The sequence below is a fragment of the Proluteimonas luteida genome (genome assembly GCF_021191695.1).
Lineage (GTDB): Bacteria > Pseudomonadota > Gammaproteobacteria > Xanthomonadales > Xanthomonadaceae > Luteimonas > Luteimonas luteida.
In genome coordinates this window covers 56,317-68,461 of record NZ_JAIWPT010000004.1, presented here as the reverse complement: position 1 = coordinate 68,461, position 12,145 = coordinate 56,317, and the positions used below count along the sequence as shown (strand labels likewise).

At 67.4% G+C, this 12,145-nt stretch carries 8 protein-coding genes and 5 tRNA genes; 9 read left to right on the top strand and 4 right to left on the bottom strand.

Annotated features, from left to right (window positions below; translation table 11 throughout):
• Positions 1 to 121: 121 nt before the first annotated feature.
• The gene (locus tag LDO26_RS05110) at positions 122 to 1,891 is read right to left on the bottom strand and encodes an oleate hydratase (protein ID WP_232130000.1); all 1,770 of its coding nucleotides are present in this window, start codon (positions 1,889 to 1,891) and stop codon (positions 122 to 124) included.
• A 150-nt stretch (positions 1,892 to 2,041) separates the two neighbouring features.
• Complete coding sequence (locus LDO26_RS05105) at positions 2,042 to 2,806, bottom strand: Bax inhibitor-1/YccA family protein (protein ID WP_232129999.1); 765 nt, start codon at positions 2,804 to 2,806, stop codon at positions 2,042 to 2,044.
• Positions 2,807 to 2,958: 152 nt separating this feature from the next.
• On the opposite strand from LDO26_RS05105, the gene LDO26_RS05100 reads away from it, so the two are divergent.
• Positions 2,959 to 3,035: transfer RNA gene (locus tag LDO26_RS05100), tRNA-Pro, on the top strand.
• A 32-nt stretch (positions 3,036 to 3,067) separates the two neighbouring features.
• Positions 3,068 to 3,144: transfer RNA gene (locus LDO26_RS05095), tRNA-Arg, on the top strand.
• 27 nt (positions 3,145 to 3,171) lie between these two features.
• Here LDO26_RS05095 and LDO26_RS05090 read toward each other — a convergent pair.
• Positions 3,172 to 3,714: a cysteine hydrolase family protein gene (locus tag LDO26_RS05090; protein WP_232129998.1), complete on the bottom strand. Its 543-nt coding sequence runs from the start codon at positions 3,712 to 3,714 to the stop codon at positions 3,172 to 3,174.
• A gap of 289 nt (positions 3,715 to 4,003) precedes the next feature.
• Here LDO26_RS05090 and LDO26_RS05085 point away from each other — a divergent pair.
• The 7 genes from LDO26_RS05085 to lon all read left to right on the top strand — a co-directional run bounded on the left by LDO26_RS05085 (position 4,004) and on the right by lon (position 11,421).
• Positions 4,004 to 4,080: transfer RNA gene (locus tag LDO26_RS05085), tRNA-His, on the top strand.
• A 73-nt stretch (positions 4,081 to 4,153) separates the two neighbouring features.
• Positions 4,154 to 4,229: transfer RNA gene (locus LDO26_RS05080), tRNA-Lys, on the top strand.
• 325 nt (positions 4,230 to 4,554) lie between these two features.
• A tRNA-Leu gene (locus tag LDO26_RS05075) sits at positions 4,555 to 4,639 on the top strand.
• A gap of 675 nt (positions 4,640 to 5,314) precedes the next feature.
• Positions 5,315 to 6,622 (top strand): trigger factor, encoded by a 1,308-nt coding sequence (gene tig / locus LDO26_RS05070; RefSeq protein ID WP_232129997.1) that lies wholly within the window; start codon positions 5,315 to 5,317, stop codon positions 6,620 to 6,622.
• 63 nt (positions 6,623 to 6,685) lie between these two features.
• Positions 6,686 to 7,312, top strand: coding sequence for an ATP-dependent Clp endopeptidase proteolytic subunit ClpP (gene clpP, locus LDO26_RS05065; RefSeq protein ID WP_232129996.1), 627 nt, complete (start codon positions 6,686 to 6,688; stop codon positions 7,310 to 7,312).
• 119 nt (positions 7,313 to 7,431) lie between these two features.
• Entirely contained in the window at positions 7,432 to 8,718 is a 1,287-nt protein-coding gene (gene clpX, locus LDO26_RS05060) for an ATP-dependent Clp protease ATP-binding subunit ClpX (RefSeq protein WP_232129995.1), read from the top strand.
• Positions 8,719 to 8,961: 243 nt separating this feature from the next.
• Positions 8,962 to 11,421, top strand: a complete 2,460-nt coding sequence (gene lon / locus LDO26_RS05055; protein WP_343226158.1) for an endopeptidase La — start codon at positions 8,962 to 8,964, stop codon at positions 11,419 to 11,421.
• 130 nt (positions 11,422 to 11,551) lie between these two features.
• Here the strand turns inward: lon and LDO26_RS05050 are convergent, their stop codons facing one another.
• On the bottom strand, positions 11,552 to 12,115 hold the full coding sequence (locus tag LDO26_RS05050) for a Smr/MutS family protein (protein ID WP_232129994.1): 564 nt from the start codon (positions 12,113 to 12,115) through the stop codon (positions 11,552 to 11,554).
• Between the last annotated feature and the right edge of the window lie 30 nt (positions 12,116 to 12,145).

The window sequence follows — 12,145 nt, the reverse complement described above, 5'->3', positions numbered from 1 at the left end:
CCTTCTCTGATTCCCGGGAATTCTCGACCGCTGCGATCCGGGATTGCCTGCAAACATCCCGCTGTCGTCCCGGGCGCAGCGAGGGACCTGCTTCATCCGTGTCCCGGACCAGATGCTCCTCTCAGTCGTCCGCGACCAGATGGAACTCCTTGAGCAGTACGCCGATCTGGGTGCTGTCGAGTTTCTGCATCAGCCGGTGGCGCAGGAACGCCGGGCCGGGGATCTCGATCTCCTTGCCGTCGCGCAGGCGCCCGGTCGCGGCCAGCAGCGTGCGGACGTCGTAGGTCGAATTGAACACTTCCGGCACGCCGCGCTCGACCCCGAGCAGGGTGTAGACCGCTTCCATCGGCGTGCGCACCGAGTATTCGGTGGTGAAGATGCAGTCGCGCTGCCTCGACTCGGCGAACTGGCCGATGAAGGCGAAGTTGACCGCGCCCTCGGGCACCACGTCGGGCCGGTCGCCGGCTTGCCGCGGCATGAAGAACGCGGTGACGTAGGGCATCATCACCGGCACGGTCTTCGCCCCGGTCGCGGCCAGTTCCGGGATGTCCTCGACCGGCACGCCCATGTGGTACAGCCACTCCTGGGTGATTTCCTCGCCGGTGCAGTCCTGCATGGGCTTCTTGACGTAGTCGCCGGGCGTGTCGACGAACAGCGCGTAGACCCACACCACGATCTGGTCCTTGGGCTGCTGCTTGAAATGCGGCTGCCGGTTCACCGTCCAGCTGAGCAGCCACGAGGAATCCCTGGCGGTGACGATGCCGCCGGTGACCACCTTGCCGCTGAACGGGTCGCGTTTGGCGATCCTGCGGATGTACTCGGGAATGCGGGCATCGAGCGTGGTGACGGTGGCCGACTCCCATTTGGTTTCGGGAATATGCGCGCCGAACACGTCGGGACGGCCGAACGCCGGGTCCTGCGCGGCGATGCGCCGCCACAGGTCCCAGGCCGGCGCCGGTCCTTCGTCGAGCCGCGCCGGCGTGTGGTGGTCGCCATCGTCGGAGTTCTCGGTCAACGAGCCGATGGTCATGAACACCAGGTCGTCCGGCCCCAGGTCGACGCCGCCGGCGGCACCGTCCCTGCGCCAGTGGATGCGGGTGGCCTGCTTGCGCCCGGGCGCGATGTCGAAATCGACGTCGGTGACCTCGGTGCCGTACTGGAACACCACGCCATGGTCCTGCAGCCACTTGACCAGCGGCAGCACCAGCGACTCGTACTGGTTGTACTTCGTGAACTTCAGTGCCGAGAAGTCCGGCAGGCCGCCGATATGGTGGATGAAACGATGCAGGTACAGCTTCATCTCCAGCGCGGAGTGCCATTCCTCGAAGGCGAACATCGTGCGCCAGTACAACCAGAAGTTGCTGGCGAAGAAATCCCGGCCCAGCACCTCGTCGATGCGCTTGTTCTCCATCTCCTCGCGGGTGGCCAGGAACAGCCTGACGATCTCCTTCTGCGCCTGGTCGCTGAGGGTGAACAGGCCATCGGTGTGCGCGTCCTCGCCCCGGTTCACCGTGGCGCGCTGCAGGGAGAAGTTGGGATCGTCCTTGTTGAGCCAGTAGAACTCGTCGAGCACGCTGGCGCCCTCGATCTCCAGCGACGGGATGGAGCGGAACAGGTCCCACAGGCACTCGAAGTGGTTCTCCATCTCGCGCCCGCCGCGGACCACGAAGCCTTTCTCCGGCACCTTGAGCCCATCCAGCGCGCCGCCCGGGAGCTGCAGCCGCTCCAGGATGGTGATCCGCTCGCCGGGCATGTGCCCGTCACGGATCAGGAAGGCCGCGCCCGAGAGGGCCGCCAGGCCTGATCCGACGAACCAGGCGCTCTTGCCGTCCACGCCTTCGGGCTTGCGCGGGCGCGCGAAGGCTTCGTAGTTGCCGCTGCTGTAGTACATGAGAATCTCCTGTTTCCCCGACTGTTTCCCGCCTCCCGGCGTTGATTGTGCGCCGGGGGCGGGTGAAGATTCCCTGACGTGTACGGCGGCCTCTGCCCCAAACGAAGAAAGGGCGCTTGCGCGCCCCTTCTTCCGTCGTTTGCAGCGCCGTCAGTTGCGCGACTGCAGCTTCGACAGCAGGCGCAGGAACTCGATGTACAGCCACACCAGCGTCACCATCAGGCCGAAGGCGCCGTACCACTCCATGTACTTCGGTGCGCCCTGTTCGACGCCGGTCTCGATGAGGTCGAAGTCCAGCACCAGGTTCAGCGCGGCGACGACGACCACGAACAGGCTGAAGCCGATGCCGATCAGGCCGCTGTCGTGGATGAACGGGATGTTGATGTTGAAGAAGCCCAGCACGATGGTCGCCAGGTACACCAGCGCGATGCCGCCGGTCGCGGCGACGACGCCGAGCCGGAAGTTCTCGGTGGCCTTGATCAGCCCGCTGCGGTAGGCGAACAGCAGCGCGAACAGGGTGCCGAAGGTCAACAGCACCGCCTGCATGACGATGCCGTCGTAGACGAAGTTGTACATCGCCGAGATCGCGCCGAGGAAGAACCCTTCGACCAGCGCGTACAGCGGCGCGGTGACCGGCGCCCATTCCTTCTTGAACACCGTGATCATCGCCAGCACGAAACCGCCGATCGCACCGCCCCAGACGTACATGCCGAATCCCGGCTGCGGGCGGCCGTCGACGCCGAACTCCACCTGCGACCAGGCGAAGGCGGCGGTGAGCACGGTCAGCAGCAGCAGGAAGCCGGTCTTGTTGACGGTGCCGTTGAGCGTCATCACCTCGCCGGGACGGGAGACGACACTGCCGCTGGCCAGGTCGAGGAAGGTCGATTCCTTGAGGGTCGGATTGCCGCTGCGCATGGATGAAACCCCTGTAGTTGCGTGAAATGGACTGGTGCCGAGGATACACGGCATCGATGCAGGGCATGGCCGCGTTGACAGCCCGCCTGCCGCTTCCCACAATGCCTGCCGTCGGCCGGCCTCGCCCGCGCGACGTCGACCGCTCGTTCCGGCGGGGTATAGCGCAGTCTGGTAGCGCGCCTGCTTTGGGAGCAGGATGTCGGGGGTTCGAATCCCTCTACCCCGACCACCGGACGCATCGTCGTCCCGTCATTCCCGCAGGCGCCCGTAGCTCAACCGGATAGAGCACCGGCCTTCTAAGCCGGGGGTTACAGGTTCGATTCCTGTCGGGCGCGCCATTCCCGGCCGCGGCCCGGCCCGGCGGATCAGGGCGCATCCAGCGCCGCCGCCGCGCGTCTGACCTTGAACTCGCAGTGCCGCAGCACCGCCAGCGCATCGCTGCGGCGCCGGGGACTGCTCGAGGCCACGCAGTCGGAGACCACGACGACGTCGAATGCGAACATCCGCGCATCGAGCGCCGTCGCCAGCACGCAGGCCTCCGTCGAGACCCCGGTGATCAGCAGGCGGCGGATGCCGGTGCGTTCCAGGATGAATTGCAGCGGAGTCTGGTGGAACGCCGAATGCCGGGGTTTCAGCACCAGGTCGTCGTCGGCGTCCGGGGCCAGATGGTCGAGGATCGGCGCCGCCTTCGATTCGCGCGCCAGCGCCACCAGCGCCGGGAATTCGGATCGCCACGCGGTGAAGTTGTCGTTGACGTAGATGCATGTCCCGCCACCACGCCTGACCCGGCGCTTGAGTCGTCCGATGCCGGGCGCGGCCGCGATCGCAGCGCGACGCAATGCGTCGCCGCGCGGAAAGTCGAAGGTGCTGATCATGTCCAGGATCAGCAGGGCGGGAGCGTCGGTCATCGTCGGGCAGGGCGGTCCACGCGTGGCGTCGTCGTGCGGTGTTATTGCGCCGGCCGTGTCGGAATCGCGTGACGCCTGCGCCCGCCTCGGGATGGCGTGCAGGAGAGGCCGGCCGTCGTGGCCGGCAATGCGGATGCGGCAGCCGCGCGTCTGACATTTCCGGCAACGGCGCGCTACAATGCGCGCCCGCTGCGCCGACTGTTCCCAAGGCATGCCGTTTCATGCCGAATCGGGATAGAATGCGCGGCCCGCCGCGGCGAGTCGCATCGCGGCATGGAAAGCGTTTCTGGTGGCTGTAGCTCAGTTGGTTAGAGTACTGGATTGTGATTCCAGTGGTCGGGGGTTCGAATCCCCTCAGCCACCCCACCGTTCCACCGGGTGATGCCGCAAGGTGTTGCCCAGGCGCGCGAAGTTGCGTAAACTGCGCGCCCGCTTCATCGGGCCGTTAGCTCAGTTGGTAGAGCAGTTGACTCTTAATCAATAGGTCCAAGGTTCGAATCCTTGACGGCCCACCAGTTCCACGAAAACGCCCGGCAATGCCGGGCGTTTTCGTTTTCGGAGGCGTATGCGGGATTCGAACCTGCGGTTCGCCTGCTGCGCAGGTCCGGCCATGCGCAGCGCGCATGGCGTTCGCCCGGGCGCGAACCGGTGGTTCGCGAGCGGCCCGGGCTCACCCTTGACGGCCCACCCGTTCCACGAAACGCCTGGTAGTGCCGGGTGTTTTTGTTTTCGGGGGCGTGCGCGGGATTCGAACCTGCGGTTCGCCTGGCGAGGTGATGGATGCAGGCAGGGGCGGCGATCGTCTACGATGCGCCGGTCCGCCGCAGGCGGCGCACGATCGCGAAAGTGGCGGAATTGGTAGACGCCCTGGTTTTAGGTACCAGTGCCGCAAGGCGTGGGGGTTCGAGTCCCCCCTTTCGCACCACGCCAGGTGAACCCAAGGTCGCCTGCGATGAAGAACGCGCCGTCGCGCGCCCGGATCGAGACGGCGCAGGCTGTTTGCTTCCATCTTCCCAGGGAAGAGTGGATAGCGTGGCAATCCCCGGAAATCCGACGAACGCGCGCTCTCACGCGGATCGAAACAGCCCAGTCCGCGCTCTTTCATCCGGCTTCTCGCCGATGACCGGGCAGGACGGCCGTCCGGGTCTTGCGTAGGTCGGCCCTACGCGGCCGACGTGCGCGATGTTGTGGATGCGCAAGGTGCAGTGGCCCCCGTCTGCCTGGCCCGACCGGAAGCCCGGCGTCGGGGGGTGGGGCGTTGCCCCGCCCATGATGGAAGCTGCCCGGGAGTCCGCGAAGCGTCGTTCATCCTCCTCGGCGTCCGAGGCTCGATCGCGGCAAACCTCCGGATCCCGGCAAACGCCTGCCCACTTCGTCCTGAGCCGGATTGTTCACGCGCGGCCTTCGGCGCATCCCCCGCACCCCGTCGCGACGCTGGCGGCCGGCCCCCGAATCAGCCACACTATCGCGTTCTGTCGCCCGCCACCGCAAGGTCCGGGGCCGGCAGGCCCGGGAATCGCCGTTTCCGATGGCGGTTCTCCAACAATTTCCGACAAATTCAAGATGTCATGCGGCGGCAGCCGTGAGCGCAGGAGTGGATATGCAAGTTTCGGTCGAATCGCTGGGCAGCCTGGAACGCAAAGTGACGTTCCGCGTGCCATCCGAACGCCTGGAGACCCAGGTCGGGGGGCGTCTGCGCGAGATCGCGCGCACCACGCGCCTCAAGGGCTTCCGTCCGGGCAAGGTGCCGGCCAAGGTGGTCGAGCAGCGCTTCGGCGAGCAGGTCCGCGCCGAGGTGCTGGACACCCTGCTGCGCGAGGGCTTCGACCAGGCGGTGCGCGAGAACGAACTGCGCCTGGCCGGCCAGCCGCAGATCGCGCCGGACGGCGAGGCGGGCGAGGGCGAGCTGGCCTTCACCGCGACCTTCGAGATCGTGCCGGATTTCGGCGAGATCGACCTGGAGAAGCTGACCGTCGTGCGGCACACGGCCGACGTGGCCGAGGACGACATCGACCGCATGATCGAGAACCTGCGCCTGCAGCGCCGCAGCTGGAGCGCGGTCACACGTCCGGCGCAGACCGGCGATGCGGTCGACGTCGAGACCTGGTCGCAGATCGGCGACCAGCGCCTGCCGGCCGAGGGCGCTGAGCGCGGTACCACGGTGCTGGGCTCTGGCGCGATGTTCCCGGCGATCGAGGATGCGCTTGTCGGCCTGTCGGCCGGCGATGAGAAAACCGTCGAGGTCACCTTCCCCGGCGACTGGCGGGTGCCGCAGCTGGCCGGGAAGCAGGCCGAAGTGCACGTGAAGGTGGAGCAGGTCTCCGAGCAGCATCTGCCGGAGGTCGACGGCGCGTTCATCCGCAGTTTCGGCGTCAAGAGCGGCGAGATGGCGCAGTTCCGCACCGAAATCCGCACCAACCTGGAGCGCGAGCTCAAGGGCGCGCTGATGGGGCGCCTGCGTCGCGAGGTCGGCGAGCAGCTGGTCGCCGCCTATTCGCACGTCGAACTGCCGCCCAAGCTGGTCGAGGCCGAGGCGCGTTCGCTGCTGCGCCAGACGCTCGACGAGGCGCGCCGGCGTGGCCAGAACCCCGAAGTCGGCGCCGACGCCCACCAGGGCTTCATGGAACCGGCGCGCAAGCGGGTCCTGGTCGGCCTGCTGGTCGGCGAGGTCGCCCGCAAGCACGACCTGCGGCTGGACCCCAAGCGCGTCAACGAGACCATCCGCCTGATCGCCTCGACCTACGAGGAGCCGCAGCAGGTCATTGAGATGTACCGCAACGACCCCAAGTTGATGTCCGGACTGCAGAACCGGGTGATGGAGGAGCAGGTGATCGACTGGATCGCCGAGCGCGCCCAGCACACCGAGCAGCCGTTGACCTTCCAGGAGGCCATCAGCCCGCAGGGCTGAGCCATGGCGCCCCGGACGACCGGCCCCACCGCCGGTCGTTTTTCCATCCGACAGGATTGATTGATGAGCATCGAGACCAAAGCCCTGAACCTCGTGCCGATGGTGGTCGAACAGACCAGCCGCGGCGAGCGCGCGTACGACATCTACTCGCGGCTGCTCAAGGAGCGGATCATCTTCCTCGTCGGCGGGGTCGACGACCATGTGGCCAACGTGATCGTGGCGCAGTTGCTGTTCCTGGAGGCGGAGAATCCCGAGAAGGACATCCACCTCTACATCAATTCCCCGGGCGGCATCGTCACGGCCGGCATGGCGATCTACGACGCGATGCAGTTCATCAAGCCCGACGTCAGCACCACCTGCCTGGGCCAGGCGGCCAGCATGGGCGCCTTGCTGCTGGCCGCGGGCGCGGCCGGCAAGCGCTATGCGCTGCCGAACTCGCGGGTGATGATCCACCAGCCGCTGGGCGGCTTCCAGGGCCAGGCGACCGACATCGACATCCATGCACGCGAGATCCTGTCGATGAAGCAGCGCCTGAACGAGATCATGGCCCACCACACCGGCCAGCCGCTGGAGACCATCGCCCGGGACACCGAGCGCGACAACTTCAAGAGCGCCGAGGCCGCGCGCGAGTACGGCCTGGTCGACCAGGTGCTGGAGCGCCGCCCCGACGAGTCGATCCAGCCGGCGTGACCGGCGGGTCTTCCAGGTAGTTGATTTCAAAGGCATCTTCGTCGCGGCGCCGCGGGCTTGGCGGTGCCGGACGCTGTGCTATTCTCGAAACGTAACCGCAACACAGATTTGGCGAAGGCATGAGCGAAGACCGTCAGGGTCGTTCCGGCGACAGCAACAAGATCCTCTACTGCTCCTTCTGCGGAAAGAGCCAGCACGAGGTGCGCAAGCTGATTGCGGGCCCCAGCGTGTTCATCTGCGATGAGTGCGTCGAGCTGTGCAACGACATCATCCGCGAGGAACTCGAGGAAAAGGCCCAGTCGGCGCGCAGTTCGCTGCCGAAGCCGCGCGAGATCCTGGAGGTGCTCGACCAGTACGTGATCGGCCAGCGCCGGGCGAAGAAGACCCTCGCCGTCGCGGTGTACAACCACTACAAGCGCATCGAGAGCCGCAGCAAGAACGACGAGGTCGAGCTTGCGAAGTCCAACATCCTGCTGATCGGTCCGACCGGTTCGGGCAAGACGCTGCTGGCCGAGACGCTGGCGCGGCTGCTCAACGTGCCGTTCACGATTGCCGACGCGACGACGCTGACCGAGGCCGGCTACGTCGGCGAGGACGTCGAGAACATCATCCAGAAGCTGCTGCAGAAGTGCGACTACGACGCCGAGAAGGCGCAGCAGGGCATCGTCTACATCGACGAGATCGACAAGATCTCGCGCAAGAGCGAGAACCCGTCGATCACCCGCGACGTGTCGGGCGAGGGCGTGCAGCAGGCGCTGCTGAAGCTCATCGAAGGCACCGTCGCCAGCGTGCCGCCGCAGGGCGGGCGCAAGCATCCGCAGCAGGAATTCCTGCAGGTCGACACCAAGAACATCCTGTTCATCGTCGGCGGCGCATTCGCCGGCCTGGACAAGGTGATCCAGGCGCGCAGCACCGACGCCGGCGGCATCGGCTTCGGCGCCAAGCTCAAGAGTTCCGAGCGCAAGGCCGACACCGGCAAGGTGCTGGCCGAGGTCGAGCCCGAGGACCTGATCAAGTTCGGCCTGATCCCGGAGTTCGTCGGCCGCCTGCCGGTGGTCGCCACGCTGGAGGAACTGGACGAAGCCGCGCTGATCCAGATCCTCACCGAGCCCAGGAACGCGATCACCAAGCAGTTCAAGAAGCTGTTCGAGATGGAAGGCGTGGAACTGGAGTTCCGCCAGGACGCGCTGTCGGCGATCGCCAAGAAGGCGATCAAGCGCAAGACCGGCGCGCGCGGCCTGCGCACGATCGTCGAGTCGGTGCTGCTGGACACGATGTACGAGCTGCCGTCGCTGGACAGCGTCAGCAAGGTGGTGGTCGACGAGTCGGTGATCGAGCACAAGTCCGAGCCCTACCTGATCTACGAGACCCCGGCGCCGGAACAGAAGGTGGCTTCCGGCGACTGACGCCGTCGCCGGAATGTAGTGTTCCGGCGGCCATCGCAAACCGGGTCCGCGGGCCCGGCCCGGCGGGGAATCCCGCTCTGGCGCACATCGACGCGCCGCATTCCGCCCGGGGTGCGGCGCGTTTTCGCGTGTGCGCGGCGAATACGCTTGCATCGGTGCCGTCCGCGCCCCATAACGGAGGCATGGCTGGCCATCGGGCCAGCGCCGGCGACCGCCGGCACGACGCAATGCACGAGGACTTAGATGAGCGAGCGCACCTCCCCCGAAATCCATGACCTGCCGGTGCTGCCGCTGCGGGACGTGGTGGTGTTCCCCCACATGGTGATCCCGCTGTTCGTGGGTCGCGACAAGTCGATCCGCGCGCTCGATCTCGCCATGGAAGCCGACAAGCGCATCCTGCTGGTCGCGCAGAAGTCCGCCGAGACCGACGATCCGGCGGCCGACGACCTGTACCAGATCGGCACGCTGGCGCACGTGCTGCAGCTGCTGAAGCTGCCCGACGGCACCATCAAGGTGCTGGTCGAGGGCATCGAGCGGGTGTCGCTGCGCGACATCCACGAGCACGATGGCGCGCTCGCCGGGCAGGGCGTGCCGGTGGCGCCGGTCGAGGGCCGCGAGCCGCGCGAGGTCGAGGCCATCGCGCGTTCGCTGATGAGCCTGTTCGAGCAGTACGTCAAGACCAACCGCAAGCTGCCGCCGGAGCTGCTGCAGACCCTGTCCGGCATCGACGAGCCCGGCCGCCTGGCCGACACCATCGCCGCGCACCTGGGCGTGCGCCTGGCCGACAAGCAGCGCCTGCTCGAGGCGACCGACACCGCCGACCGCCTGGAGCTGCTGGTCGGCTTCGTCGACGGCGAGATCGACGTGCAGCAGATGGAGAAGCGCATCCGCGGCCGGGTCAAGTCGCAGATGGAGAAGTCGCAGCGCGAGTACTACCTCAACGAGCAGATGAAGGCGATCCAGAAGGAGCTCGGCGAGATCGACGATGCGCCGAACGACATCGAGGAGATCGCCCGCAAGATCGCCGAGGCCGGCATGCCCAAGCCGGTGGAGGCCAAGGCGCGCGCCGAGTTCAACAAGCTCAAGCAGATGCCGCCGATGTCGGCCGAGGCCTCGGTCGTGCGCAACTACCTCGACTGGCTGCTGGGCGTGCCGTGGAAGAAGCGCAGCAAGGTGCGCAAGGACCTCAAGGTCGCGCAGGACACGCTGGATGCCGACCACTACGGCCTGGAGAAGGTCAAGGAGCGCATCCTCGAGTACCTGGCGGTGCAGACCCGCGTGAAGCAGATGAAGGGCGCGATCCTGTGCCTGGTCGGCCCGCCCGGCGTGGGCAAGACCTCGCTGGGCCAGTCGATCGCCAAGGCGACCAACCGCAAGTTCGTGCGCATGTCGCTCGGCGGCGTGCGCGACGAGGCCGAGATCCGCGGCCATCGCCGCACCTACGTCGGCTCGATGCCGGGCCGCATCGTGCAGAACCTCAACAAGGTCGGCACCAAGAACCCGCTGTTCCTGCTCGACGAGATCGACAAGATGTCGATGGACTTCCGCGGCGACCCGGCGTCCGCGCTGCTCGAGGTACTGGACCCGGAACAGAACAACAGCTTCAACGACCATTACCTGGAGGTCGATCTCGACCTGTCGGAGGTGATGTTCGTCGCCACGTCCAATTCGCTGAACATCCCCGGTCCGCTGCTCGACCGCATGGAGGTCATCCGCATTCCGGGGTATACGGAGGACGAGAAGCTCAACATCGCCATCCGCTACCTGCTGCCCAAGCAGCTGAAGGCCAACGGCCTGAAGGCCGACGAGCTGAAGGTGTCCGAGGGTGCGATCCGCGACATCGTGCGCTACTACACGCGCGAGTCGGGCGTGCGCAACCTCGAGCGCGAGATCGCCAAGATCTGCCGCAAGGTGGTCAAGGAGATCGCGCTGGCCGGGCCGGTGCAGGGCAAGGGCGCGGCGAAGGGCAAGGCGGTCAAGACGGTCAAGGTCACCGATAAGAACCTCGATACCTATCTGGGCGTGCAGCGCTTCGACTTCGGCCGCGCCGAGCAGGACAACGAGGTCGGCCTGGTGACGGGCCTGGCATGGACCGAGGTCGGCGGCGACCTGCTGCAGATCGAGGCCACCCAGGTTCCGGGCAAGGGCCAACTGACCCTGACCGGCCAGCTCGGCGACGTGATGAAGGAATCGGCCTCGGCGGCGATGTCGGTGGTGCGCGCGCGCGCCGAGCGCCTGGGGATCGAGCTGGATTTCCTGCAGAAGCACGACATCCACGTGCACGTGCCGGACGGCGCGACCCCCAAGGACGGCCCGAGCGCGGGCATCGCGATGGCCACCACGCTGGTGTCGCTGCTGACCAAGATCCCGGTGCGCGCGGACGTGGCAATGACCGGCGAGATCACCCTGCGCGGCCGCGTGACCGCGATCGGCGGGCTCAAGGAGAAGCTGCTGGCCGCGCTGCGCGGCGGCATCAAGACGGTGATCATCCCCGAGGAGAACCGCAAGGACCTGGCCGACATCCCGAAGAACGTCACCGAAGGCATGAAGATCGTGCCGGTCAAGTACATCGACGAGGTGCTGGACCTGGCACTGGAACGTCCGCTGCCACCGCCGCCGGAGCAGAAGAGCGAGGCCCGCAAGGGCCGCGCCAAGGTGCTGCCCAAGGCCGACGGCAACAAGCGGACGCGCGTGAAGCACTGAGGCCCGAGGCCCGGCGTGCCTCGCGCGCGCCGGGTCGGCAGTGGCCCCCACGAAGCCGTCGCTGCGCAGCAGCGGCGGCTTTCCGTTGTCCTGGTTCCGGTGCTGTCGGTCCGCGCGCGGCGCGGTCGCGTCAGCGGCGCGGCCGCAGCAGCACCAGCACCGCGCCGGTGCCGCCCTGCGCGGCGGGCGCGGTGTGGAACGCGAGCACGTCGGCGCGCTGGCGCAGCAGGCGGTCGACCAGGTTCTTCAGGATCGGCGCGTCGGGCGACGAGTTGCGGCCCTTGCCGTGGATGATGCGCACGCAGCCGATGCCGGCGTCGACCGCATCGCGCAGGAACAGGCGCAGCAGCGCGGTCGCCTGCGCACTGTCGCTGTGGTGCAGGTCCAGTTCCTCCTGGGCCGCGTACTCGCCGCGGCCCAGGCGCCGCAGCACGCGGCCCGGCACCTCGTCGCGACGGTACTGCATGCTGTCGCCGGCCTGCAGCAGCGGACCGTCGAGCAGTTGCCGGAATTCGCTGCGGGCCTCGGCGTCGTCGCGTTCGGCCATGCGCGTGCTCGGCCGCGGCGGCCTGGCCCGCGGCGGTTCCGGCGCGGCCGGCAGTTCGCGCACCGGGCCGATCGCCGCGCGGAACAGCGCGGCGTCGTCGTCGGAGGGCAGGTCCGGGGCAGGGTCGGGTGCGCGGCGCCGTGTCATGGCGCAAGCCTAGCCCGATCGCAGGTGTGC